General features: G+C 37.5%; 24 protein-coding genes. 14 read left to right on the top strand and 10 right to left on the bottom strand.

All coding sequences use genetic code 11. The features are described from left to right. Positions 1-2 precede the first annotated feature (2 nt). The 3 genes from GJU32_RS09075 (at position 3) to GJU32_RS09065 (ending at position 1,345) form a co-directional block, all read left to right on the top strand. Complete coding sequence (locus GJU32_RS09075; RefSeq protein ID WP_155591628.1) at positions 3-227, top strand: hypothetical protein; 225 nt, start codon at positions 3-5, stop codon at positions 225-227. 114 nt (positions 228-341) lie between these two features. After that, positions 342-590: a DUF2164 domain-containing protein gene (locus GJU32_RS09070; protein WP_155591627.1), complete on the top strand. Its 249-nt coding sequence runs from the start codon at positions 342-344 to the stop codon at positions 588-590. A 215-nt stretch (positions 591-805) separates the two neighbouring features. Continuing rightward, positions 806-1,345 carry an NADPH-dependent FMN reductase gene (locus GJU32_RS09065; protein ID WP_155591626.1) on the top strand — a complete coding sequence of 180 codons (540 nt, stop codon included), beginning with the start codon at positions 806-808 and terminating at the stop codon, positions 1,343-1,345. A 112-nt stretch (positions 1,346-1,457) separates the two neighbouring features. On the opposite strand, the gene GJU32_RS09060 is transcribed toward GJU32_RS09065, so the two are convergent. Further along, positions 1,458-1,637 carry a hypothetical protein gene (locus tag GJU32_RS09060; RefSeq protein ID WP_155591625.1) on the bottom strand — a complete coding sequence of 60 codons (180 nt, stop codon included), beginning with the start codon at positions 1,635-1,637 and terminating at the stop codon, positions 1,458-1,460. A gap of 232 nt (positions 1,638-1,869) precedes the next feature. Between GJU32_RS09060 and GJU32_RS09055 the strand changes: the two genes are divergently transcribed. Then, positions 1,870-2,496, top strand: coding sequence for a hypothetical protein (locus tag GJU32_RS09055; protein WP_155591624.1), 627 nt, complete (start codon positions 1,870-1,872; stop codon positions 2,494-2,496). 56 nt (positions 2,497-2,552) lie between these two features. Here GJU32_RS09055 and GJU32_RS09050 read toward each other — a convergent pair whose 3' ends face one another. The 3 genes from GJU32_RS09050 to GJU32_RS09040 form a co-directional block, all read right to left on the bottom strand. After that, entirely contained in the window at positions 2,553-3,089 is a 537-nt protein-coding gene (locus tag GJU32_RS09050; protein WP_155591623.1) for a tubby C-terminal domain-like protein, read from the bottom strand. 389 nt (positions 3,090-3,478) lie between these two features. Beyond that, positions 3,479-4,738, bottom strand: coding sequence for a dicarboxylate/amino acid:cation symporter (locus GJU32_RS09045; protein ID WP_155591622.1), 1,260 nt, complete (start codon positions 4,736-4,738; stop codon positions 3,479-3,481). Between the two features lie 265 nt (positions 4,739-5,003). Then, a complete protein-coding gene (locus tag GJU32_RS09040; protein ID WP_155591621.1) occupies positions 5,004-6,053 on the bottom strand; it encodes a TRAP transporter substrate-binding protein in 1,050 nt (349 codons plus the stop codon). 112 nt (positions 6,054-6,165) lie between these two features. On the opposite strand from GJU32_RS09040, the gene GJU32_RS09035 reads away from it, so the two are divergent. Together GJU32_RS09035 and GJU32_RS09030 are read left to right on the top strand one after the other, a co-directional pair. Next, on the top strand, positions 6,166-7,746 hold the full coding sequence (locus GJU32_RS09035; RefSeq protein WP_476638808.1) for an ATP-binding protein: 1,581 nt from the start codon (positions 6,166-6,168) through the stop codon (positions 7,744-7,746). 18 nt (positions 7,747-7,764) lie between these two features. Further along, positions 7,765-8,466 (top strand): response regulator, encoded by a 702-nt coding sequence (locus tag GJU32_RS09030; RefSeq protein WP_155591619.1) that lies wholly within the window; start codon positions 7,765-7,767, stop codon positions 8,464-8,466. Between the two features lie 45 nt (positions 8,467-8,511). On the opposite strand, the gene GJU32_RS09025 is transcribed toward GJU32_RS09030, so the two are convergent. The 4 genes from GJU32_RS09025 to GJU32_RS09010 all read right to left on the bottom strand — a co-directional run bounded on the left by GJU32_RS09025 (position 8,512) and on the right by GJU32_RS09010 (position 13,644). Continuing rightward, a complete protein-coding gene (locus GJU32_RS09025; protein WP_155591618.1) occupies positions 8,512-9,483 on the bottom strand; it encodes a 4-hydroxy-3-methylbut-2-enyl diphosphate reductase in 972 nt (323 codons plus the stop codon). Positions 9,484-9,556: 73 nt separating this feature from the next. Beyond that, positions 9,557-10,060 carry a VrrA/YqfQ family protein gene (gene vrrA, locus GJU32_RS09020; protein WP_155591617.1) on the bottom strand — a complete coding sequence of 168 codons (504 nt, stop codon included), beginning with the start codon at positions 10,058-10,060 and terminating at the stop codon, positions 9,557-9,559. A gap of 178 nt (positions 10,061-10,238) precedes the next feature. Further along, positions 10,239-10,943, bottom strand: a complete 705-nt coding sequence (locus GJU32_RS09015) for a response regulator (RefSeq protein WP_155591616.1) — start codon at positions 10,941-10,943, stop codon at positions 10,239-10,241. Next, on the bottom strand, positions 10,936-13,644 hold the full coding sequence (locus tag GJU32_RS09010) for a sensor histidine kinase (RefSeq protein ID WP_155591615.1): 2,709 nt from the start codon (positions 13,642-13,644) through the stop codon (positions 10,936-10,938). Before GJU32_RS09010 ends, GJU32_RS09015 begins: the two co-directional genes overlap by 8 nt. A gap of 375 nt (positions 13,645-14,019) precedes the next feature. Between GJU32_RS09010 and kdpA the strand changes: the two genes are divergently transcribed. Genes kdpA through kdpC form a run of 3 tightly spaced genes read left to right on the top strand, consistent with a single transcriptional unit; the run spans position 14,020 to position 18,452 of the window. Next, the gene (kdpA, locus tag GJU32_RS09005; protein WP_155591614.1) at positions 14,020-15,714 is read left to right on the top strand and encodes a potassium-transporting ATPase subunit KdpA; all 1,695 of its coding nucleotides are present in this window, start codon (positions 14,020-14,022) and stop codon (positions 15,712-15,714) included. A 15-nt stretch (positions 15,715-15,729) separates the two neighbouring features. Beyond that, on the top strand, positions 15,730-17,793 hold the full coding sequence (gene kdpB / locus GJU32_RS09000) for a potassium-transporting ATPase subunit KdpB (protein ID WP_155591613.1): 2,064 nt from the start codon (positions 15,730-15,732) through the stop codon (positions 17,791-17,793). 11 nt (positions 17,794-17,804) lie between these two features. Beyond that, the gene (kdpC, locus tag GJU32_RS08995) at positions 17,805-18,452 is read left to right on the top strand and encodes a K(+)-transporting ATPase subunit C (RefSeq protein WP_155591612.1); all 648 of its coding nucleotides are present in this window, start codon (positions 17,805-17,807) and stop codon (positions 18,450-18,452) included. Positions 18,453-18,496: 44 nt separating this feature from the next. Here kdpC and GJU32_RS08990 read toward each other — a convergent pair whose 3' ends face one another. Further along, entirely contained in the window at positions 18,497-19,552 is a 1,056-nt protein-coding gene (locus GJU32_RS08990) for a 2,3-butanediol dehydrogenase (protein ID WP_155591611.1), read from the bottom strand. Between the two features lie 293 nt (positions 19,553-19,845). Between GJU32_RS08990 and GJU32_RS08985 the strand changes: the two genes are divergently transcribed. Further along, positions 19,846-21,147 (top strand): DEAD/DEAH box helicase, encoded by a 1,302-nt coding sequence (locus GJU32_RS08985; protein ID WP_155591610.1) that lies wholly within the window; start codon positions 19,846-19,848, stop codon positions 21,145-21,147. Positions 21,148-21,160: 13 nt separating this feature from the next. Further along, positions 21,161-22,054 (top strand): deoxyribonuclease IV, encoded by an 894-nt coding sequence (locus GJU32_RS08980; protein WP_155591609.1) that lies wholly within the window; start codon positions 21,161-21,163, stop codon positions 22,052-22,054. 50 nt (positions 22,055-22,104) lie between these two features. On the opposite strand, the gene GJU32_RS08975 is transcribed toward GJU32_RS08980, so the two are convergent. Continuing rightward, positions 22,105-22,341 (bottom strand): Nif11 family protein, encoded by a 237-nt coding sequence (locus tag GJU32_RS08975; RefSeq protein WP_155591608.1) that lies wholly within the window; start codon positions 22,339-22,341, stop codon positions 22,105-22,107. A gap of 165 nt (positions 22,342-22,506) precedes the next feature. Between GJU32_RS08975 and GJU32_RS08970 the strand changes: the two genes are divergently transcribed. The 3 genes from GJU32_RS08970 to GJU32_RS08960 are packed head-to-tail and all read left to right on the top strand — an operon-like array spanning position 22,507 to position 24,557. Continuing rightward, positions 22,507-23,253 (top strand): metal ABC transporter ATP-binding protein, encoded by a 747-nt coding sequence (locus GJU32_RS08970; RefSeq protein WP_155591607.1) that lies wholly within the window; start codon positions 22,507-22,509, stop codon positions 23,251-23,253. A 15-nt stretch (positions 23,254-23,268) separates the two neighbouring features. Further along, a complete protein-coding gene (locus tag GJU32_RS08965) occupies positions 23,269-24,129 on the top strand; it encodes a metal ABC transporter permease (RefSeq protein WP_155591606.1) in 861 nt (286 codons plus the stop codon). Then, a complete protein-coding gene (locus GJU32_RS08960; protein ID WP_155591605.1) occupies positions 24,129-24,557 on the top strand; it encodes a Fur family transcriptional regulator in 429 nt (142 codons plus the stop codon). Before GJU32_RS08965 ends, GJU32_RS08960 begins: the two co-directional genes overlap by 1 nt. The last annotated feature ends 14 nt before the right edge of the window (positions 24,558-24,571 follow it).

The raw sequence follows: 24,571 nt of genomic DNA, 5'->3' as shown, positions 1-24,571 counted from the left end.
ATATGGCGAATGAAAGACCTGCTGGAAATAAAGCAGGTAAGTTATGGATTATAATAGGTTTATTCATCGCTGTGTTTGGCATTGGTATGACTTTCATGACGAATACGATCAATGATAAGAAAATAGATGCTATGACACAACAATGTGAAGATGATGGTGGACAAGCAATTGTATCAAAGGAAAAAAACTTTTTATCCACTAGTTATTCATTTGAGTGTAAACAATAATAGACAGGCTGAATACTAGTAAAACTAGTGTTCAGCCTTTTTAAATATGCAAAGAATCAACTGTTAGTGATAAGATGGATGGGAAATCAAAGAGTAGAAATGAGGAGATTTGACTTGTTTATTCGATTATCAAAAGATCAGCAAGAAATGATTGTTGCTGATATTCAACGATTTTTCTATAATCAACGTGATGAAGACATTAGTGAATTTGATGCAGAGCGTGTGTTAGATTTTATCAAGGAGTACATTGCACCGCATATTTATAATGCAGCACTTACTGATGCCAAATATGTAGTGGAAAGACAATATGCCTCTATTGAGGAAGAACTTGAGGCATTGGAGCAACCCATTAAAATGAAATAACCCTCTTTACCCCTATAGTCCGAATAATTGACAGAAAATAAAGAATTGTGGTAATTTAATCTTGAATTAAAGATGATTTAATTCTTACTATTCTTAGCTACATGGCTAGCGATGAATAAAGGGGTATCTTACTGACCAAAATGGTTAGGAGTGGCGATCGCGTACAGTGAACGATGATGGAGTCACACAGAATGGATGAAACGAGGAGGCGTCATATGTTAAAAATCGGTATTATTTTAGGAAGTACGCGAGAAGGTCGTGTTAGCCCGCAAGTTGGAACATGGGTAAAGGAAGTTGCTGAGAAACGTCGTGATGCAGAATATGAAATAATTGATATCGTTGATTTTAAATTACCCTTTTTAGGTGAGCCAGGTGGAGATACTTCTGGAGTAGCTGCATGGTCAGAAAAAGTAGCAGCATGTGACGGTTTTGTCTTTATTGTTGCTGAATACAATCACTCCATTACAGGTGCGTTAAAAAATGCATTAGATTTTTTACGGGTTGAATGGAACAATAAAGCTGCTGGTATCGTCTCCTATGGTTCAGTTGGTGGAGCACGTGCAGCAGAGCATTTACGTGGTATTCTAGGAGAATTACTAGTCGCAGACGTTCGAGTTCATCCAGCACTTTCATTATTTACAGATTTTGAAAACGGCTCTGTCTTTAAACCAAAAGAGGTGCAAGCAGATTCGGTTCATCAAATGTTAGATCAGCTAGTGCCTTGGGCAACCGCTTTAAAAACAATTCGATCATAATTTTATAGCAATAGGCACTCTCTTAGGTGCATATTGTTTTTGTTTTAGTCGACCGCTTTCAAAGGTATTATCAACATGGAAGCGGTCGAATTGTTTGATGAGACAACTACCATTAATGTTTGATTTCTTCAATGACTTTTTCTTTTAAATCAGCATCCATAGCAGATAGTTTTACCGTGTTTGTGAGACGTTCTTTTAATTCCTTTTCTGTCATAATGCCACGTTCCTTTAAAATTTGCACCAGTAGATTTAACGTCATCATATTTTTAATTTCTGTTGCTTTTGCATCCATATAAAACCCTCCAAAATGATAGAATTACTACCTTTTTAGTGTACTCCTTTTTGAGAAGCGTAACATAGAATGGACAAAACAAAGCAAATTTATTTCGTGTTCCGGAATATGTGAGGAAAAGTAAGCGATACAATGATAAGCTCTTCGATGAGGTAGCTTCTGATAGAATAGGTACATAAAAAAGTGAATATTGTTGTGAAAAGGGTCATACCCTCGTATCAGGAGGGATTAAATGGTCAAACGGATGGGGCTTGTTATAGGATTATCATTGGTGATCATATCCGTAATAATCCTGTTTGATAAATTAGTAGAAGATAACATTTCGGAAGAAAATAAAGAGGCACAACCGCTTATTACGAATGAAGAGTTGACTCTATCTCGATTGAAGGATAAGCTCCTTGAAAAGTATATCGGCATTGACGTCAAAACGACTGAAGAGAAAGAGCTGGTGATTCAAGTTGTTGGAGAGGAAGACTATTTTCAATCTGTAAAAAAAGAGATGGAATCCATCGCCAAGAGTGCTACAAAATCTTCTACATTAAAGGACTACCCAATTGTTTTTGAAAGGTGGGAGTTTACATCGTTGCTTGATGGTAACAAAATGATGGGCAGTGACATCAACCTTTTGATTGAAGATCTAATCAAAGGTTTACAAGCTTTTGATGTATACGAATATTTAGTAATTGAAAATCGAACAACCATTACGATTCAAACAACTATAAAGGGCTCCAATAGTGAAGCACTGAAGTTAGCAACTAGGATGGAAGAAACAATCAATAAAATTGTCCAAACGAATGCATTTCAAAATCAATCGTATGTTATTAATGTATTAAATGCTCAGCGAGAAAAAATAAATTAGACAAGCAATAGTAAAAGCATCGAGATATTTATGCTCGATGCTTTGTCATGTTGTAGTTATGTATTTATTGCGAATAGTGCTTGATAAAGTGTTGCGAGGATTGCAACAAAGTGCATATCATCTGCATGGAAAAGTTTAAACATTATCCCTGTGCGTACTAATTCATTTTCTATAGGACTTGCACTAGCAATTTTTTCATCATTACAATATAAATAAGCGGTAGAAGTAAAATCCTTCTCAAAACGAAAGTTTAAATCATCCATGATAAATGAGTAGGAGGATTCTAATAACTGGACAGTCTTCCGCTGAATCGGTATACAGCTACTATCTGGCATAATAATTTGATAGTCGACTCCCTTTGTAAAAAGTGTAGATTGTACTTGAAAAAGCGGTGCGCCTAATATTGTTCGTGTTTCATAACGATAGGGTAATGTTTGCTGTGCTGCTACTAACATGACAGCATTTAGTACTTTGCCGGCTGAGGAACGCTCTACCTTTTGAAGCACACATACTGTTTCATTGTAGTCATTCACAATTGGAATAGTAGTAAAGCTTTTAAAGCCTTTTGGATAGGTAAGTGTAAATGTTGTCATAAAGAAACCTCCAGTCAGTATCTATACGAGTAAGTAGTCGGAGAGGTTTCACGAAAATAACAGTAAATGGGGAAATGTTATGTAGGACAATTGCATAGGAGCAAGTACAAGGTATAACGTATAACTGGCATTATGAAGATGTCTATTCCTTTTATGATAGGGAAGCTGAAATGAAGAATTGGTCTCTTTTTTTAGTATTACGCCTGTAGCTAAACGAACATTGCCTAACAAATTATCAACTGTTATCACATCGAATCAACGAGTAGCCAAGCTTCATTGAAAAGGAAGGTTCAAGCAACAAATGATAGTGTAATTCTATTTCTAAAAATGAACTATACAAAAAGGCTGCTGAAAAGGCGAGTATCTCGCTTTCAGCAGCCTTTCTATTTTTATGGCATTGTAGTATGCCCCGAAAGTGCACGTTTTTCCTGTTCGGTATCGAATTCTTTCTCCATCTTTGACACGACCACTGTAGCCACGCCATTACCAATAAGGTTTGTGACAGCACGTGCCTCTGACATAAAGCGGTCTACTCCGATTAATAGGGCAATCCCTTCTACCGGGATCATCGGGAATGCTGCCAATGTTGCAGCAAGTGTAATAAAGCCAGAGCCGGTTACACCAGCCGCTCCTTTAGAAGTCAGCATTAAGATGGCTAGTAACGTAATTTGATGCCAAACATCTAAATCCACGCCATAAGCTTGTGCAATAAAGATAGCAGCCATTGATAAATAAATAGACGTTCCATCTAAATTAAACGAATAACCAGTTGGTACAACGAGGCCTACTACTTGCTTAGAACAACCATAGTTTTCGAGCTTACGCATCATGGAAGGTAATGCAGATTCAGATGAAGATGTCCCAATAACGATAAAAATTTCATCCTTAATGTATTTAATAAATTTCAAAATACTAAAGCCGAAGTAACGTGTAATTAATCCTAAAATCACAACAATAAAAATAAACATTGTCGTATAGACAGATAACATTAAAAATCCTAAGTTTCCAAGTGATTTTAGTCCAAAGTTTCCGATTGTATAACTCATGGCACCGAACGCACCAATAGGTGAAATTTTCATTACCATATTAACGATTTTAAAGAAAATATCTGCCACCTGTTCGAAAAATTTAATAACAGGTTTTGCTGGTTCTCCGATTGCCGCTGCAGCTAACCCAAATAAAACAGCTGAGAATAAGACAGGTAATAATTCACCATTTGCTAATGCACCTACCACATTTTCAGGTATAATTTGCATAATAAATGCACCTAAGCCATGTTCTGCAGCCGCAGCATCTGTATATTGTGAAACATCAGCTCCGCTGGCAGCATCTGTGTCAAAGCCTTTACCTGGTTGAACAATATTGACAACAATTAAGCCAATAGCAAGAGCAAAAGTTGAAACAATTTCAAAGTAAATTAAAGCCTTCCCACCAATTTTCCCAACTTTTTTGACATCCCCCATGCTACCAATGCCAATTACAACTGTTAAGAAGATAATTGGTGCAATTAACATTTTAATTAGTTTAATAAATATATCCGCTAATATTTTTAGCTTTGCACCGAATTCAGGGAATGTTGCACCAACGATGATCCCTAGTACGATGGCAATCAATACTTGTACCGTTAAGTTTTTAAAGTTTATACGCATATAGTTCTCCCCCCTACAACATCAATGAATATTGTGTGAACGCTTTCATGAGGTAATCATAGCTGAAATTTTCCGACAATAGTTTTTATGACCGTAATGTTTGTATTGTTCATTTTGTTCAATTTTCAGATGGAGGGGAGACAATGCTAGTAATAACAAGGATTTGTAGCTGTTTTATAGTAGTTTTAAGAATGTGGAATCTATTATAATACAAAAGAAAAAATCCTTACGATTCGTAAGGATCTATCATTAATGAACAAAAATATTATGGAGCAACAATTTTTTCAATCTCTGCTAAGACATCATCATTTTGGATATGGGCTCTATAAAAGTCGTAGACAGGTGCGAGCTGCTCCTTAAAGCGTTGTCTTTCATATGGGCTCATTGTATACACATCAAAATCATCTTGCTGTTTAAGTTTTTGCATATCTGTTTCATTCATGAGCGCAGCCTGTTCAAATTGCCAATCTGTTGTTTCTTTCATAGCCGCTAGCAATTGATGTTGAATTTTCACAGGTAAGGAATTCCAAAAGGTTTCGTTCATTAACACAGCATAGCCCAAAATACCATGTTGGGTGATGGTCATATGTTTCTGTACTTTGTAAAAACCTTTTGAGTAAATATTTGAGGCGGTATTTTCCTGTGCATCAATCGCATGTTTCTCTAAATCTGAAAAAACCTCGCTAAAAGAAATTGGGAAAGAGGTTGCTTTGACAACTTCAAATTGCTTTTCTAATGTTTTACTTGGCATTGTTCGAACACGTAAACCCTGTAAGTCCTCGAATGTATGAATGGGTTGATCGACTGTAGTCAAATGTTTAAAACCATTGTACCAAAAGCCAAGTCCCTTAATATGGAACGGTTCTAGCTCGTTTACTAATTGTTCGCCAATTGAACCTGTCAGAACTTCCTTTACTTCCTCATCTGTATTAAACAGATAGGGTAAATCAAGCACTTGCCAATTAGGAACATAAGCTGTCATCTTCGAAAAAGTAGGGATAATCATTTCTACATCTCCCTTTTGTAAAGCTTGAAACTCATTTTCATCATTGAATAATGAGGAATTTGAGTAGACATGCACTTTGACTTTCCCGTTCGTTTTTTCTTCTACTAACTCAGCAAATTTATTGGCAGCCTGCCCTTTAGGGGTATTTTCAGCTACTACATGACTTAAATGAATCGTAATTTGTGTGTCTAAGCCCTTTTGCTCATCATCATACGGAAGCGGCTTGGCGAAGAGTAAGCCTTGCTGAACACTGATTGTTACAATTAAAACAAAAACAGTTATGATCGTTCCAATTATAAATTTTTTCATTGAATACACCCAATTAATTCGTATTTTCTGATGTTTTTGTTATTCTAACATATGGAGTAAGTTAAAATATAGTAGGAGGGAGGCGGTCATCTTGAAATTTCAGAAGTTATCAATGCAGAGAAAAATCATGTCTCTGACTTTTTTTATTCTTATGCTGTCCTTTAGTATTGGTGGCACTTTTTTGTTAGGGTTCGTGATGAATGAACAAAAGGTCAAACTAAGTGATCAAGCATTACTTGTGGCAAAAACCGTCTCACAGCTTCCTGAAATAAAAACTTTTATTGCTCATGAAAATATTCATGAGGCGATACAACATATTAATCCTGTAGTAGAAGAAATCCGTGATATAAATGGTGCTCAGTATATTGTTGTTCTCGACATGCAGAGACGGAAATATTCTCACCCCAATAGTGAGGAACTAGGTCAAATATCGCAATCTGGTGATTTAAATGCTGCTTTTTCAGAGCATTATTATACGTCGATAGCACATGGGGAACATGGGGATATGGTTCGCGCATTTGTACCGATTATGAATAATGAGGGACGACAAATAGGTGTTACAGTAGTTGGCTATAGTGTTCTTACGGTAGTGGAAATACTACAATCGATGCAAAAAGAGCTGATGATTACAGTTATATTATCATTAATTTTTAGTGCATGGGGTGCTCGAACATTAGGGCTCCATATGAAAAAGCAAATGTTTGGATTAGAGCCACATGAAATTGCCAAAATGTATGTGGAACGAACGGAAACGTTTAATGCGATGCATGAAGGAATTATTGCCATCGACAATGATTTGACCATTACGATTTTTAATGAAAAAGCCTGTGATATATTAGGTGTACATGAAAAATCCTCAGCATTGATAGGGCAAAAAATCTTTCATGTCTTGCCCGATACACGACTTCCAGAAATTTTGGAGCTAGATCAACCATTGTTCAATCGAGAGCTATATATTAATAATCATAGTATTATGAGTAACCGTATTCCCATACAAGTCAATGGAGAAACCGTGGGAGCTGTGGCTATGTTTAAAGATCGTACAGAAGTGAAAAAGCTTGCTGAAGAACTAACAGGTGTAAGGGCATTTGTCCAAGCACTTCGCGTGCAGACACATGAGCATAAAAATAAACTGCATACGATAGCTGGACTTTTACAGCTAGGTCACCATGAACAGGCACTATCCTATTTAACACAAGTGAAGGAAGAACACGATGAAATTACCAACTTTTTAAATGAGCGTATAAAAAATGAAAATATATCTGGGCTATTGCTCAGCAAAATTTCATATGCCAAGGAACAAGGAATTCGACTGGAAATTGACCGTGAAAGTCGATTAACATCATTTCCACCTAATTTGGATCATCATGATTTCGTCATTCTCTTTGGTAATTTAATTGAAAATGCTTTTGATGCGTTAAAGGATGCACAGATTGAGGAGAAAGTGATTCATGTTTCAGTAGATGAAGATGCTGATGTTCTAGCCATTTTAGTTACGGATAACGGTGTTGGCATGACCAATGAGGTAAAGATGCATATTTTTGACAATGGCTATTCAACAAAAGAGAAGAACTATCGAGGAATAGGGCTCTTTTTAATTAAGGAAATTGTTGAAAAAGGACAGGGTGACATTGAAGTCATCAGTGAACCAAAGAAAGGTACTAGTTTTTTAATAACCTTTTATTATTCTTAATAGGATGGAGGGCTGTCGGTGGCACAGGTAAAGGTATTATTAATTGAGGATGATCCAATGGTACGAGAGGTAAATCGTCAATTTATTGAAAAAGTAGAGCATTTTGAAGTAGTTGGACAGGCATCAAATGGCTTAGAAGGGATATCGCAAATTCGTCTTCAACAGCCTGATTTGGTCTTTATGGACCTTTTCATGCCCGAGCAAGATGGCATTACGAGTCTACGCAAAATACGTGAGCTTGACCTGCCAGTGGATGTTATCACAGTAACGGCTGCAAATGATATGGAGACTGTGAAACAGGTGCTACATCTAGGTGTCTTTGATTACATTATGAAGCCATTTTCGTTTGAACGTGTCAAAGGGACGCTTGAAAATTATTTGCGCTTTAAAAAGCAAACGCAAACAAAACGTGAGCTCACACAAGGAGAATTAGATCAAATATTCCATTATCGTGATGAGCAAAACAACGTGGACCAACCGAATATAGTACGATCAGAGAAAAATCTTCCGAAAGGCTTTAATCGTACAACACTTGAGAAGGTTGTGCACTTTTTACAATCGGTAGATGGTGCATCTGCTGAAGAAGTCGCAAGTGGAATAGGGATTGCTCGAGTAACAGCAAGAAGATATTTAGATTATTTAGAGAAACAAGAGGAGATTACAATGGACGTCCATTATGGTGGAGTTGGTCGTCCGATAAACTATTATTTTAGTAAATAAAGAAAATCCTGATTGTCATGATGGCAACCAGGATTTTTTATATGTTCATTCATAAGGCATAATTTTATCAACCGGTGTCGGTGTTTTAATCTTAGGCAGAATTTTATCTAATGTCACCGTACGTTTGATGGCATGTGTAGAAGGGTCATTTTCATCAAATTCATTAAGGAAGGAAATAACCTCTTTTACAATCGGTGTTGGCGTAGAAGCACCTGCTGTTACTGCCACAATGTTAATGCCTTTTAACCATTCTACTTTAAGCTCTGAAACATCGGCAATACGGTAGGATGGCGTCCCTGCGATTTCTACAGAAACTTGTGTTAAGCGGTTTGAGTTATTTGACTTAGGATCACCTACAACAATGAGTAGATCCGCTTCGCCTGCTTGCTGAGCGACTGCTTCTTGACGGACCTGTGTAGCTAAACAAATTTCTTTGTGTACCTCAATACGTGGGAATTTTTCTTTTAAACTATCCATTAAATGGGCAACATCCCATTGACTCATTGTCGTTTGATTTGTGACAAGTAATTTATCATTCGTTAAATTTAACGCATCAATATCGTTAGATGACTGTACTAAGTGGACATGATCAGGCGCAACGCCAATAGCACCCTCTGGTTCGGGATGTCCCTTTTTTCCAATATAAATAATATCATAGCCTTCTGCAGATTTTTCACGAATTAAATCGTGGGTAACTGTTACATCAGGACATGTAGCATCAATGGACACTAAGCCTTTTCGCTTCGCAATCTCACGAATTTCCGGTGAAACACCATGGGCTGTGAAAATGACAGTACCTGTTTCAACTTGTTCAATAATTTCGAGGCGGTTATCACCATCTAATGTGATGATGCCATCCTCTTCAAACGCATCTGTGACATGTTTATTATGCACAATCATCCCTAAAATGTAGATAGGTCTTGGTAATGTTTTATCAAGTGCGGCGTTTCGTGCGATCACCATCGCATCAACAACACCGTAGCAATAGCCACGTGGATTAATTTTCAATACTTGCATGGTTGTGACTCCTTTCAAGCTTACCTATCTACATTATAACGGACAGGGACCTCGAATTCAAAGAAACGTACATTTACATAGGTGGTTGGAAAATACGTGGTTTAGATGGAAGTGGTTCAGGTGGTGTAAATGATGCGTTTTGCCTTGATGATCGTTTGCTTCCAGTAGCGGCCTTACTCCCGCTTCCTGCTTTTTCAGCTGCACCAGCCTCAGCTCCAGTGGAAGGAAGTCCTTGGAATCCTTTGTATAATTTTAAAAGTGATGGAATATTTTTCACCATTGGCATTGCTTGTTGAATATAAGGGGTATACGTTTTGGCCGTATTGAATAAACTGTTTGCTTGCTGTAAAAATGAACCTACTTTCGAAGGCTCTTGCACAGGTGGCATCTGCATTTGCCCTCCGAAAGAACCTATTCCATTAGCCATTGGAAAGCCGCCTGGAATTCGTGGTTGACCAGGGAAGCCTCCAGGCGGAAAAAAGGACTGTGGCGGCATCTGTGAAGGTGTTGGCATGGGCATGGGCATTCTCATGCCACCTGGATACATAGGGTATGGATAAGGTTGTCGAAATACCATAATGATCTCCTTTCTACTTGTTTTTCATTGATGACATACCTGACTATAGCTATGATATGCAAAGGCTAATTGGAGGGTTCGATATGGACAAATAAATCCAACATGTATGAGGGGGAAATAGATCAAAGTTAGAGCAGAAGTCTAGAGGCAACTTCTGCTACTTAACTGCTTTAGATTCTTACTCGTCTTCATGATAGCGTAGCATTCGATAGCCGACACGTACATGTGTCTGAATAAGTTTAGGCTGTGCTGGATTATCTTCTATTTTCTTTCGAAGTGTTGCCATAAATACTCGTAAGCTAGGAACATCTGATTGAAGAGCATGATGCCAAATTTCCTTTAAAATATAATTATGTGTTAGAACTTTTCCAACATTCTTAGATAAAACAACTAAAAGTTTATATTCAATAGGCGTCACATGTATTTCTTTTCCATTCACAAAAACGGTATTATCTACATAATTAATTTGAAGATTACCATTTATAAAAATGGGGTTTTCTTTTTCTAGCGGATGATCATAGGACATTCTTCTCAGTGCAACACGAATTCTTGCTAATAATTCTTCAACGCTAAATGGCTTTGTTACGTAATCATCTGCACCTGCATCTAAAGCATTAATTTTATCGTGTTCTTCCCCACGCGCACTGACCACTATAATTGGTGTTTGGGTCCAACTTCTAATTTTCATGATAAGCTCTACACCATCAATGTCTGGTAGTCCCAAATCCAAAATAAAAACATCTGGTTTCATAGTAAGAGCCTTTTGTAGTGCACTATTACCATCATGCACAATGTCGAATTCATAATGCTGTGTAGCTAAAGTCATTTTAATTAAATTGGCAATGGCTACATCATCTTCTACTACTAGAATTCGTTTACTCATCAAATTTCATTACTCCTTTTTTCAGTGAAAAGTTAAAAATCGTTCCTTGAGGTTTATTGTCTGAAACGGTTATGTCACTTCCATGTAATTTTAAAATGGTTTGGCAGAGGGCTAAACCTAATCCTAAACCTCGTCTACTATCACTACGTTGTACTTTTCCGGTTGTAAATGGCTCAAACAAGCTACTTTTTAAAGCATCATCGATTCCTGGTCCATTATCAGAAATACTAAAACATACGAATCCATCAGATTCTTTCACTGTGATTGTAATAGCACTACCTGGTGGTGTATAAGTTAAAGCGTTATCAATAATATTAATGAAAACTTGAATGATCAGTCTAGCGTCCATTAAAGCAAATAAAAACTCCGGTTCGATGTGATAGGATATTTTATGTGTATTGTTCTGACTAACAACATGGGAAAAAGCCTCTTGAATAATATCTTCAACAAGTTCAATTTGCATCTCTAACGCAAATTGTCCATCCTCTAACTTAGAAACAGCCAATAAGTTTTCAACCATTTGTACAAGCCATTTAGAATTTTTATAAATATCTTCATATAATTTATTTTTTTCAACATCTGGTATTAACGGTGCATTGTTCAGCAATATATCTGCATTGCCGGAAATAGCAGTGAGCGGTGTTCTAAGGTCATGAGAAATTGCACGTAAAAGGTTAGCGCGCATTTGTTCCATTTCAGCTTCTCGTGCTACTTCTTCATTGAGTTTCTGTAAATACCATTTATCCAATGCGAATGAAAAATCATTGATAATAGCATGCAAAATATTGCGTTCAAATGCGGGTAAAGGTGATAGTTTAGACAGTGCGATACCAATAACACCCTTAACATTGCTGTTAGAAATAACCGGAATATAATAGCCATTTACTTCAGGAAATACATCGGTGGATACACCTGCTACATGCTTATTATTCGTTACCCAGCTTACAACACCATGCTCATTTGGATTATCGAAAAGTGCAGCTATATTTTTATTTTCTGTACTAGACATTTTCTCCGTACGGAAAAATGTAGATTTCACAATCACTTGCTGTTCGATCTCAAAAAATTGCACAGGCTTTTCAACTAATTTAACAATTTGAGACATGCCTTCCGTAATAATTTCTTCAATTGACTTCGCGTGTTGAAGCCTACGGTTTGTTTCAAGGAGCACCTCCATTCGATACGATTTACGAATGGCCATAATGGTTTGCTCCTTGATTTTTTTTGTTAAGCTACTTGTAATTACGCCCGAAAGAAACATGATAAAAAAAGTCATCGGATAGTCACGATGATAAGCATCAAATGAAAACCGCGGCTCTGTAAAAAAATAATTAAACAGCAAGACGGCAACGCTGGAGCTAATAATGCTCATTATCCACCCTGACGACCAAATGGAAAGAATCAGGACGCCTAAAATATAAATGGTAATGATGTTTGACTCACTTATACCAATTGTATACAAATATAAACCGACAACTGATATTATGCCAAATACGATAAACATTTTTAGTAAATCAAGCCATTCAAATGTTAGTCCTCTATTTTTTATACTAGGAAAGTAGAATTGTTCGTTTTCTTGATCTGGCACTATGTGTATAGCTAAATTTGGTACAAATTCGTTAAGGCGATCGCTGATTTTTGTACCTGGTCGCCACCATTTTTTTCGCATGCTCGTTCGACCGATGACAAGTTTCGTGACACCACTAATTTGTGCGTAGTTGGCAAGAGCTGCTGCAACATCGTCTTCTTGAACAATTACCACATGACCACCAAGTTGTTCAACAAGTTTGATGTGCTGTTGTAAACGTTCTGAATCGGCATTATTCCTTTTATGCTCCTGCATGTTTTGGACATACAGAGCGGTAAATTTACCGTGTAATGCTTGTGCAAGTCTTGCGGTAGTTCGAATAACTTTTGCGTTCGTAGGCGAACTACTAATACCAACAAGTAAATGTTCTTCGATTTGTACAGGATGTTTGACAGATTCGGTGCTGTTTATTTGTTTATAGTTGATCGTATCTGCTGCTCTACGTAAGGCAATTTCACGTAGTGATACTAAATTTTGTTTGCGAAAAAAAGAATGCAGAGCTTTTTCGGCTTGTTGTTTTCCGTAAACCTTGCCTTCTTGTAGGCGTTGAATTAACTCATCTGGTTCAATGTCGACAACTTTTATTAGTGCTGCTTGATCAATTAAGTAATCAGGGATACGTTCTCTTACCTTAATGTCAGTAATCTCTTCTACTAAATCATGTAGGCTTTCAATATGTTGAATATTTACGGTTGTATAAACATGAATCCCCTTGGCAAGTAGTTCTTCTACATCTCCAAAACGCTTCTTATGCCGCATTGTTGGGACATTGGAATGTGCCAATTCATCGATAAGGACAATTTCTGGTTTGCGCTGCAGCACGGCATCGATATCTAATTCTTGGAAAACCTTTCCTTTATAGATTATCTTTTTTGTATGAATTTGCTCAAGCCCTTCCAGTAAAGCTAACGTTTCTGGGCGAGGATGCGGTTCTACATAACCAACTACCACATCTTTACCAAGCTTTTGTGCCTGATGTGCTGCATCTAACATAGCGTAAGTTTTACCTACCCCTGCAGCATAGCCAAGAAAAATCTTTAGTTTCCCTACGCATTGCTCCTCCTGTTGAAGCCTCGCTAAAAACGTCTCAGGAGTTGGACGTGTATTTTCCATCCTCTTTCACCTCATTTGTATTATAGCGCTAACTCCCATTAAGAAAGTGTAAAGATTTTGCCTCTTTATGTTTTCTTAATAGAAAAAAAGATTTCCTAACACTACATTAATTTGAAAGTGAGTATGATGAGAACATCCTAATTGAAGGAGGGGTGTTACGCTTGATGGATTTTTATATGATTGGCTTATTAATCATAAGCTTTGCATGTGTTTTTGCTTTAACCGCATGGTGCTTCAAACTAGTGGGAGAGAACTAAGGAGGATATGAATATGTGGATATTTATGGGGATTGTACTTGTATTCCTGTTCGGTTATCTAGGGCATGCATTACTCTATCCTGAAAACTATTAATAGATTGGTAGGAGGTACTTCAGTATGTGGCAAATAGCCATTGTGATCATTATTTATTTACCACTCGTTATCTTGACTGGTCATTATCTATTTCGGGTAACGTTGCAACAAAAAACATGGCTTGATCCTTTGTTGGATAAAGTCGACGCAGCTATTTATAAAATTTGCGGCATTAAAAAAGTAGATATGACTGGCAAAGAATATGTTCTGTCATTAATACTTTCAAATGCCATTATGGTTTTAATTGGATATATTCTATTACGTATTCAAGCTTCACTGTTTTTAAATCCAAATAATATTAGCAACATGGAAGCTACACTTTCTTTTAACACGATTATTTCTTTTATGACGAATACAAATCTTCAACATTATAGTGGTGAATCAGGACTTAGTTACTTATCTCAGATGGTAGTCATAATATTTATGATGTTTACATCTGCAGCTACTGGTTATGCAGCTTGTATGGCATTCTGTCGTCGTCTGGTTGCTAAAACAGATACTTTAGGGAATTTCTTTATTGATTTTGTACGTGTTACTACTCGTATCTTAATGCCTATTTCCATTGTAGTAGCCATTATTCTAGTATTTCAAGGTTCACCACAAACGTTAAGTGCGAATAAAACAGTACAAACAATAGAAGGTAAATTGCAAGACATAGCGCTTGGGCCTGTAGCTTCACTTGAATCTATTAAACATATAGGTACGAATGGTGGCGGTTTTAACGGAGCGAATTCAACAACACCTTTTGAAAATCCAACCGTCCTCTCCAATATAGTTGAAATGTTATCTATGATGCTGTTACCTGGTGCTTGTGTAGTCGCTTTTAGTTTGATGGTTGCCTATAGAAAAAAGAAAACCATTTTCGGGAAACAAGGCTTAGCTATTTTTGCGGCAATGAGTATATTGTTCCTAGTTGGATTAGTGACTGTGTACATAGCGGAGAAGGCTGGTAATCCAATTATTAGTGAACTCGGTATTACACAGGAGCTTGGGAGTATGGAAGGAAAGGAAATGCGTTTCGGGGTAGCGCAATCAGCCTTATTTACGACCGTCACTACTGCTTTTACAACGGGTTCTATAAACAATATGCATGATACATTAACGCCTATCGGTGGTTTAGTGCCAATGTTTAATATGATGCTAAATGTTGTATTTGGAGGTAAAGGTGTTGGTTTGATGAACATGATGATGTATGTACTGCTGACTATTTTCATTGCATGTCTCATGATTGGTCGAACACCTCAATTTTTAGGTAAAAAAATTGAAGAGAAAGAAATGAAATTAATTGCCCTCTGTATTCTAATTCATCCTGCTATTATTTTGCTATTCTCAGCACTTGCAGTTGCAACATCATCAGGGATAGCAGGAATAACGAATCCAGGAGCTCATGGATTATCACAAGTTCTGTATGAATTTGCATCTGCCTCCGCAAACAACGGCTCTGGTTTTGAAGGATTAGCGGATAATTCAACATTTTGGAATGTAACAACAGGGCTGGCTATGTTTTTTGGACGTTATTTAACAATTATTATTCAACTAGCAATAGCGTCTTTACTTGCTAAAAAAGTCTGGCACAGTGATTCAGTCGGAACATTAAAAACAGATAATACTACGTTTACTTTTTTACTTGTTGCGATCGTTTTAATGATTGGCGCACTGACATTTTTACCAGCGTTAGCACTTGGTCCAATTACAGAGCATTTACAACTTTATTCTTAAGAAGGAGAGACACATATGGATACAGCAAGAAAGAAATTTATGACTGGCAACATGGTAAAAAGTGCTTTGCTAGACGCTTTAAAGAAGTTCAGCCCCATTTACATGCTGAAAAACCCAGTTATGTTTGTCGTAGAGGTAGGGTTTCTCTTTGTACTATTACTTGTTCTTTTTCCAACTATGTTTGGTAGTGAAGTGGGAGAACATGCTCGATTATACAATGGTATAGTTGCTACCATACTTTTTGTAACGATTTTATTTGCAAATTTTGCAGAGTCAATTGCAGAAGGTCGAGGCAAAGCACAGGTTCAAACATTAAAAAAGACGAAAACAGTGACACAGGCTCGTGTTTTGCTTCAAGATGGTACTGAAGTTCTTAAACAGGCACATGAACTAAAAAAAGGCGATATGGTATTAGTGCAGGCTGGGGAGGTAATTCCAAATGACGGAGAAGTCATTGACGGAATTGCAACTGTGGATGAATCGGCAATAACAGGTGAATCTGCACCTGTTGTAAAAGAACGAGGTGGCGATTTCTCATCCGTTACGGGTGGTACGACGGTTACAAGTGATTGGCTGGTGATAGAAATCACTTCCATGCCTGGTGAATCATTTTTAGATAAAATGATTACGCTCATTGAAGGAGCTAGTCGTAAAAAAACACCAAATGAGATAGCACTTAATACGCTTCTAGTAAGTTTAACGATGATTTTCTTGTTAGTTGTCGTATCACTCTATCCAATGACCACATATTTGAATGTGCCAATTTCGATTGCAACGTTAATTGCACTAACCGTTTGTTTAATTCCTACAACGATTGGTGGATTACTATCCGCAATTGGTATTGCTGGCATGGATAGAGTTACGCAATTTAATGTTATTGCGATGTCTGGTAGAGCTGTAGAGGCATGTGGAGATGTAGATACATTAATTTTAGATAAGACGGGAACGATTACGTATGGAAATCGCATGGCAGCAGAATTCCTACCAGTAAAAGGTGTTCGCAAGGAAGAATTAATGCAAGCTGCATGGCTTAGTTCCTTAAGTGATGATACACCTGAGGGAAAATCAATCATTTCGCTAGCTTGCGAATTAGGGGTAAATACTGACGATGAAGAAAATATTATCAAGTCTAGTAAACATATTCCCTTTACAGCACAGACGCGAATGAGTGGTTTGGATAAGGTAGATGGTACAAAAGTTCGAAAAGGGGCTTATGATACGATAAAAAGAGAAAGTATGAAGGCAGGAAATAGCGTTCCTTCCGATTTAGAGCAACTGATTCAACAAATATCTTCAGTTGGTGGGACACCACTTGTCGTAACGGGTAACGATAAAATTTTAGGTGTCATTTATTTAAAGGATGTCGTTAAGGCTGGACTAAAAGAACGTTTTGAACTGCTTCGCGCGATGGGGATTAAAACCATAATGTGTACGGGAGATAATCCACTTACTGCGGCAGCCATCGCGAAGGAAGCGGGAGTCGATAGCTTTATTGCAGAAAGTAAACCAGAAGATAAGATTCAAGTTATTAAAGATGAGCAGGCACAAGGAAAAGTAGTAGCTATGACTGGTGATGGTACAAATGATGCACCAGCGTTGGCACAGGCTAATGTTGGGCTTGCAATGAATTCAGGTACAAATGCAGCAAAGGAAGCTGCTAACATGGTTGATTTAGATTCAAATCCAACTAAAATTATTGAAGTTGTAGAAATTGGAAAGCAGTTACTAATGACCCGTGGCGCGTTAACAACATTTAGTATTGCAAACGATGTAGCAAAATACTTTGCTATTATACCTGCTATGTTAATGGTTGCTGTACCAGAAATGAGCGCATTGAATTTGATGAAGCTTGATTCTCCATCAAGTGCGATTATTTCAGCATTAATTTTTAATGCGATCATCATTCCATTGTTAATCCCAGTTGCAATGAAGGGTGTAAAGTATAAACCGATGAGTGCTGCAAAATTATTAAATAAAAATTTACTTGTTTATGGTGTAGGTGGTATTATAGTTCCTTTTATTGGAATAAAGTTGATTGACTTACTAGTTGGGCCGCTATTCCGCACGTTTGGATTATAGGAGGAAGGTACATGAGAAAATTTTTTATAAACATAAAGCAAGCGTTGTTCATTACCATAACAATGTTTGTATTATGTGGGTTAATATATCCATTTGCCGTAACGGCTTTAGCTCAAGGGCTATTTCCTCATCAAGCAAATGGTAGTTTGCTAGAAATCGATGGAAAAGAAGTTGGTTCAGAATTAATTGGTCAATCATTTTCGGCACCAGAGTATTTCTGGGGACGTGTCTCATCCATTAATTACAATGTTTATACAGAAAAGGATACAATTCCAGACAAAGATGGTCAGTTGAACTATAGTGGTGTGAGCTCTGGAACGTTTAATTATGCACCATCAAATCCAGAACTGAAAAAGCGAATTGAAGCTGATATTAAGAAGTTTCTACTAGCAAATCCCACTGTAGAACGCCAAGACATTCCAGCAGATTTAATGACTGCTTCGGGTTCAGGTATGGATCCACATATTAGTGTGAAGGCTGCGCAAATACAAGTCGATCGTATTGCTCAAGCAAGTGGTCTTTCGAAGGAAGAGATTGAAAAAATCATAAATGAAAATACGGAGACACGTGAGCTAGGTATTTTTGGAGAAAATAAAGTGAACGTCCTAAAGGCTAATCTAACTATCAAGAAAACAATGGAGAAAACACAAGGAGAATAAAAAAATCAGGTAGAGAAACAAGTTGTTCTCTACCTGACAGTATTTTATGCTTGAGAATTAACAAGAATTTTAATGTGATTACGTTCCTTCATTAATGCTTCAAAACCTTCTGTTACCACTTCATCAAGCCCAATTCGTTTTGTAACAAGCTTGTCAGCAGGGAAGTAACCTTGTATCATCAGTTCCATGACTGCTGGGAAAATATCGCGGTAAGCAATAATTCCTTTTACAGTTCGCTCTGATAGAACAAGATTATTTGGTTGAATGGAAGCTGTAGACTCCCAAATGGAGACGATAATCGTTTCTCCCTCAAACGTCGTTGAATCGATAGCTTGCTGTAACACCACAGGTACACCTGTTACTTCAAAGGCAACATCTACGCCACCATTTGTTAATTCGTGGAGACGCGCAACGGCATCCTCATCCTTAGGGTTAATTACAGCTGTTGCACCTAGCTCTAAAGCTTTTGCAGCACGTTCTGCTGAAAGCTCTACAGCATAGATTTCTGCTGCGCCTGCTGCACGTAATGCTTCAATGACAAGAAGTCCGATTGGACCTGTACCAAAGACAGCTGCTTTATCACCAGCTTTTAATTTACTTTGACGTACGGCATGTAATGCTACTGCCGCTGGTTCTACGAGTGCCCCTTGCTCATAAGAAAGGCCTTCTGGCATTTTGTGAACCATTTTTTCATCTACCATTGTATATTCAGAAAATCCTCCGCCACCGCCTGAAAGACCGTGGAAACCTAGGTGTGTACAAATATTGTATTTCCCTTTTTTACAAGCAGCACATTCGCCACATGCAAGGATCGGTTCAACTACAACAGGATCTCCAACTTTGACTGTTGTAACACCGTCACCAATTTCACTAACTTCTCCTGAGAACTCATGTCCCATAACGATTGGCGCGATGTCTTGACTTACATAGTGAGGTTGTTCAACTGGAATAAAGATTGGTCCAGCTGCGTATTCATGTAAATCACTGCCACAAATCCCTGTCCAATGTACCTTTATTTTTACTTTTCCAGGTGCGATTATTGGTTCTTCAATGCTTTCTACACGGATGTCTTTTGCTTTATACCATCTTGCTGCTTTCATAATCTATCAACCTCCTATAATATCTTACAGCTCTATCATAACATGTGGGAAATCTGCTATTCATTAGTTCCCTATAAATTGACATAAAAATTACATATTACTAGCGTTTTCGAACATTGTTGCAGCGCATTTTTGATTGCATATTATTGATATTTAAAGTACCTTTGATAAGGGCTTTATTACGATGATAGTTAAAACGATAAAATTATGTTTATGCTAGTGATATTAGGACGTAAATATACCTTAAAGTTCGAATCATGGTACAATGGGAAAGATGTTAGGAGGAACGAATTATGTCAAAATATACTGATTATAATTTTCAGCCATTTTTGCAGGACGCCATTGCAAAATTAGGCTTCACAGAACCAACGCCAATTCAAAAAGAAATTATTCCCCTTTTACTAAAAGGGAAGAGTGCAATTGGACAGGCGCATACAGGGACAGGGAAGACACATAGTTTTTTAATTCCAATTGTTCAACGTATTAATGTAGAGAAACAAGAAGTGCAAGCCATCATTACTTCACCTACACGTGAGCTTGCTCAACAGATTTTTGATGCTTTAAACCAATTAATAGAAGGAACAGCGATTCAAGCCAAACTATTTATTGGGGGTACGGACAAACAACGCTCTATTGATAAGTTAAAAACACAGCCACAAATTGTTGTAGGTACACCAGGACGTATTCGTGATCTTGTTTCAGAGCAAGCGTTATTTGTGCATACGGCGCCAATTTTAGTTGTAGACGAAGCGGACTTGGCTTTCGATATGGGCTTTATAGAAGAGATTGATGGATTTGCTTCACAGATGCCAGAAAAGCTTGAAATGTATGTTTTCTCTGCAACGATTCCAGAAAAACTTCAGCCATTTTTAAAGAAATATATGGAAGCACCAACGCACATCCATATGAATGATAAACGCCCTGTTGCAGAAGGTATAGATTTTGTGCTTGTCCCAGTACGCTCTAAATCTCGTAACAAACGTTTATTAGATGTCATTGAAGGCATTAACCCGTTTTTAGCTGTTATTTTTACCAATACACGAAAAACAGCGGAGCATGTTGCTGGTTATCTAAATGAGCATGGCATCCGTTGTGGACAAATCCATGGAGATTTAAGCCCACGTGATCGCAAAAAGATGATGAAGCAAATACGTGATTTGGAATATCAATACATTGTAGCTACAGATCTTGCAGCACGTGGTATCGATATTCAAGGAATTTCTCATGTCATAAACTACGAAATTCCTGAGGACTTAGAATTCTTTATTCACCGTGTTGGACGTACAGCACGTGCAGGCAATAAAGGAACAGCTATTACTTTATTTGAACCATCAGATGAAGATGCAGTAGTGCGTGTAGAGAAAATGGGTATCCCGTTTGTACAAAAAGACATAAAAGATGGAGAATGGTCTGAGTTAAAAGATCGTCACGCTCGTAAAAATCGCGTAAAGCAAGAGAATGAGATTGACGTGAAAGCCAAAGCATTAGTGCGTAAGCCTAAAAAAGTTAAACCAGGCTATAAACGTAATATGAAATGGGAAATGGAAAAAATTAAAAAACGTGAACGTCGCCTAAAAGCGCGAGGAAAAAAATAAGGGGGCTTTTTACATGCTACTTGGCTCACATGTTTCAATGAGTGGGAAAGAAATGTTACTTGGCTCTAGTAAAGAGGCACTGTCATACGGAGCAAATACCTTTATGATTTATACAGGGGCACCGCAAAATACGCGTCGTAAAGCCATTGCTGACTTGAATATCATGAATGGTCTCCTGCACATGAAAGAGCATGGCATGACTAACATTGTTGTGCATGCACCCTATATTATCAATATCGCTAATACGGAAAAGCCGGAAACATTTCGTCTAGGGGTAGATTTTCTACAATTGGAAATTGAACGCACAGCAGCACTGGAAGCAACCCAGATTGTCTTGCACCCTGGTGCCCATGTAGGTGCTGGTGCTGATGCTGGGATTGCTAAGATTATTGAAGGTTTGAATGAGGTATTATCACAAGATTACCCCGTCCAAATTGCTTTAGAAACAATGGCAGGGAAAGGGACAGAATGTGGGCGTTCCTTTGAAGAACTGGCTAAAATAATTGATGGTGTAACACACAACGATCGTCTATCTGTGTGCTTTGATACTTGCCATACACATGATGCTGGCTATAATATTGTGGAAGATTTTGATGGTGTATTAAACGAATTTGATAAAATAATTGGTGTGGAACGCATCAAAGTATTGCATATCAATGATTCAAAAAATGTGCGAGGTGCTGGTAAAGACCGCCATGAAAATATTGGCTTTGGGCATATTGGCTTTGACGCACTAAACTATGTCGTACACCATCCACAATTAATGGATATTCCTAAAATATTAGAGACGCCATTTGTTCCTCTGAATAGTGATGCTAAATCAAAAGTGGCACCGTATAAAGTTGAAATTGACATGTTACGCAACAGTACATTTAATCCTGCGCATATTGAAGCGTTAAAAGGCTAACAATCAATAGCCCGAAATCAGATTACAGTTCTGATTTCGGGCTTCTTTTGTTATTTTGTAAACAATGCGATAAGTTGACGAGAGCGCTTTCTTCCTAATACTGCCTCAACTTCTACAAGAATGTCTTTAGGAATACCTAAAAATAGCCAAGAAAATGAGAATTGCTCCAAATAAGGTCGAAGTTTTTTTACTTCAGAAGTCGTAATGTTAAAACCTTCTTCACGAGCAATCGCGACAATTTCCTTATCAGTGCTTTGTGCCAATTGCTGTAAAAATTGAATACTCAAAGTCAATCCTCCTTTGTTATATTTATATTTTTTACGAAATCATGTACTCACTTGCAAACAGCCAATTCGAAAAGCCATCTTCTTTTCTTTACAAAAACTGCACTTTCCTTTATACTTACAATTTGTAAATCGTAATGATTTTGAATTAGAAAGAAGCGATCATGCATGAAAACAACACTTATTGACATTGAAAATGTGTCATTTCAATATGACTATACGCAAGTTTTAAAAAACATTTCTTTTCGTGTAGAAGAGGGTGATTTTTTAGCACTTCTCGGTCCGAATGGTTCGGGAAAATCAACATTATTAAAAATTATTTTAGGTTTATTGAAGCCTCTATCTGGGGAAATAAAATTATTTGGCGAACCAAGTGCAACCTTTAAGCATCGTGAATGGATTGGCTATGTCTCGCAAAAATCAAATGCCTTTAATTCCGGATTTCCAGCAACCGTGCAAGAGGTAGTGAAAAGTGGATTAACGAAAAAATTAGGGCTCTTTAAAAGACCTGGACGAGATGCTAAAGGGAAAGTCCAAGAAGCATTAAAGTCAGTTGGCATGGATGCTTTTATACATCGGAATATTGGGGAATTATCTGGTGGTCAACAACAACGTGTCTTTATTGCAAGAGCTTTAGTGAGTAATCCCAAATTACTTATCTTAGATGAACCTACTGTCGGCATTGATCACGAGAATGTCCAGTCATTTTATGATATGCTGGCGAAATTAAATCGGGAACAAGGAATTACAATGATTCTTGTCACACATGATGTCGATACCGTATCTAATCGTATCAGCCATGTGGCCTGTTTAAATCAAACGATTCACTTCCACGGCTATAAAAATGAATTTGATACTATTTCTCAGGATGCGCTTGACGCTTGGTACGGTCATTCCGTGAGAAAGATTCATTAAAAAGGAGAAGGCACTATGATTGAAGCAATTTTACACTATGAATTTTTACAAAATGCCTTTTTCTCTGGATTATTAATAGGCATCCTTGCACCTTTATTAGGTGTGTTTATTGTTGTACGCAGGCTATCATTGATTGCGGATGCTTTGTCGCATGTAACACTTGCCGGAATAGCTGGAAGCTTATATATCAGTCAATCTGTAACAGCCTTAGCTATGCTCAATCCTATTTATCTAGGGATACTAGCCTCTGTTAGTGGCTCTATTTTAATTGAGCGTCTAAGACGTTTGTATAAGCATTATGAGGAACTTGCCATTCCAATCATTATGTCAGGTGGTATTGGTATTAGTGCTATCTTTATCTCACTTGCCAGTGGCTTTAGCACAGATTTAATGAGTTATTTATTTGGCTCAGTATCTGCTGTGTCACGCCAAGACTTATGGGTAGTAACTGGAATTGCTGCTGTTGTCGTCCTCTTTTTGTTTTTATTTTTTAAAGAATTATTTGTTTTATCTTTTGATGAGGAATATGCAAAAGCTAGTGGATTACCTGCACGTTGGGTTCATCTTTTATTTATGATTGTGACAGCTCTTGTCATCGCGGCGAGCATGCGCATCGTAGGTATTTTACTTGTATCATCGCTGATGACATTACCTGTCGCGGCTGCGATGCGACTTGCAAAGGGCTTTAAGCAAACAATCATCTATGCAATCGTTTTTGGAGAAACAGCTGTATTAATTGGTCTAATCAGTGCCTTTTATTTGGATTTAGCGCCTGGAGGTACGATTGTTGTCACTTCGATTTTCATATTGCTACTTGTCATCCTAGGAAAGAAAGTAGCATTTAAAATGGCTGCAAAGCAGGGGGAGGTAGCGTAATGAATGTTTCAAGAGCGTGGGAAATATTAAAAGAAAATGGTTATAAAAAAACAGATAAACGAGAGTTACTATTAGATATGTTTGCAGCAACAGATAAATATCTAACGGCCCGTGATTTATTGGACGTTTTGAAAAAGGATTTTCCAGGGATGAGTTTTGATACCATTTATCGCAACCTTGCTACCTTTGTGAAGCTTGGGATATTAGAAGAAACCGAGCTATCTGGAGAACGTAATTTCCGTATGCATTGTGAATCAGCGCATCACCACCATCATTTCATCTGCATGGATTGCGGGAACGTCAAAGAGCTCCATCTTTGTCCAATGGAAATGCTAGGTGAAAAATTACCTGACTATGAAATTGAGAATCATAAGTTCGAAATATATGGTAAATGTCCGGATTGCAAGCATGAAACTCTGTCAAATTAATTGACAGAGTTTTT

Source organism: Lysinibacillus cavernae (assembly GCF_009724685.1).
GTDB lineage: Bacteria > Bacillota > Bacilli > Bacillales_A > Planococcaceae > Lysinibacillus > Lysinibacillus cavernae.
Note: the sequence above shows the minus strand (reverse complement) of the source record. Positions and strands in the feature narration are given on the sequence as shown.

Excerpts from the sequence above, each read along its gene's own strand:
- GJU32_RS09075 (WP_155591628.1), top strand. The coding sequence starts at position 3 with ATGGCGAATGAAAGACCTGCTGGAAATAAAGCAGGTAAGTTATGGATT.
- GJU32_RS09065 (WP_155591626.1), top strand. The coding sequence starts at position 806 with ATGTTAAAAATCGGTATTATTTTAGGAAGTACGCGAGAAGGTCGTGTT.
- GJU32_RS09060 (WP_155591625.1), bottom strand. The coding sequence starts at position 1,637 with ATGGATGCAAAAGCAACAGAAATTAAAAATATGATGACGTTAAATCTA.
- GJU32_RS09055 (WP_155591624.1), top strand. The coding sequence starts at position 1,870 with ATGGTCAAACGGATGGGGCTTGTTATAGGATTATCATTGGTGATCATA.
- GJU32_RS09050 (WP_155591623.1), bottom strand. The coding sequence starts at position 3,089 with ATGACAACATTTACACTTACCTATCCAAAAGGCTTTAAAAGCTTTACT.
- GJU32_RS09045 (WP_155591622.1), bottom strand. The coding sequence starts at position 4,738 with ATGCGTATAAACTTTAAAAACTTAACGGTACAAGTATTGATTGCCATC.
- GJU32_RS09040 (WP_155591621.1), bottom strand. The coding sequence starts at position 6,053 with ATGAAAAAATTTATAATTGGAACGATCATAACTGTTTTTGTTTTAATT.
- GJU32_RS09035 (WP_476638808.1), top strand. The coding sequence starts at position 6,166 with ATGCAGAGAAAAATCATGTCTCTGACTTTTTTTATTCTTATGCTGTCC.
- GJU32_RS09025 (WP_155591618.1), bottom strand. The coding sequence starts at position 9,483 with ATGCAAGTATTGAAAATTAATCCACGTGGCTATTGCTACGGTGTTGTT.
- vrrA (WP_155591617.1), bottom strand. The coding sequence starts at position 10,060 with ATGGTATTTCGACAACCTTATCCATACCCTATGTATCCAGGTGGCATG.
- GJU32_RS09015 (WP_155591616.1), bottom strand. The coding sequence starts at position 10,943 with ATGAGTAAACGAATTCTAGTAGTAGAAGATGATGTAGCCATTGCCAAT.
- GJU32_RS09010 (WP_155591615.1), bottom strand. The coding sequence starts at position 13,644 with ATGGAAAATACACGTCCAACTCCTGAGACGTTTTTAGCGAGGCTTCAA.
- kdpA (WP_155591614.1), top strand. The coding sequence starts at position 14,020 with ATGTGGCAAATAGCCATTGTGATCATTATTTATTTACCACTCGTTATC.
- kdpB (WP_155591613.1), top strand. The coding sequence starts at position 15,730 with ATGGATACAGCAAGAAAGAAATTTATGACTGGCAACATGGTAAAAAGT.
- kdpC (WP_155591612.1), top strand. The coding sequence starts at position 17,805 with ATGAGAAAATTTTTTATAAACATAAAGCAAGCGTTGTTCATTACCATA.
- GJU32_RS08990 (WP_155591611.1), bottom strand. The coding sequence starts at position 19,552 with ATGAAAGCAGCAAGATGGTATAAAGCAAAAGACATCCGTGTAGAAAGC.
- GJU32_RS08985 (WP_155591610.1), top strand. The coding sequence starts at position 19,846 with ATGTCAAAATATACTGATTATAATTTTCAGCCATTTTTGCAGGACGCC.
- GJU32_RS08980 (WP_155591609.1), top strand. The coding sequence starts at position 21,161 with ATGCTACTTGGCTCACATGTTTCAATGAGTGGGAAAGAAATGTTACTT.
- GJU32_RS08970 (WP_155591607.1), top strand. The coding sequence starts at position 22,507 with ATGAAAACAACACTTATTGACATTGAAAATGTGTCATTTCAATATGAC.
- GJU32_RS08965 (WP_155591606.1), top strand. The coding sequence starts at position 23,269 with ATGATTGAAGCAATTTTACACTATGAATTTTTACAAAATGCCTTTTTC.
- GJU32_RS08960 (WP_155591605.1), top strand. The coding sequence starts at position 24,129 with ATGAATGTTTCAAGAGCGTGGGAAATATTAAAAGAAAATGGTTATAAA.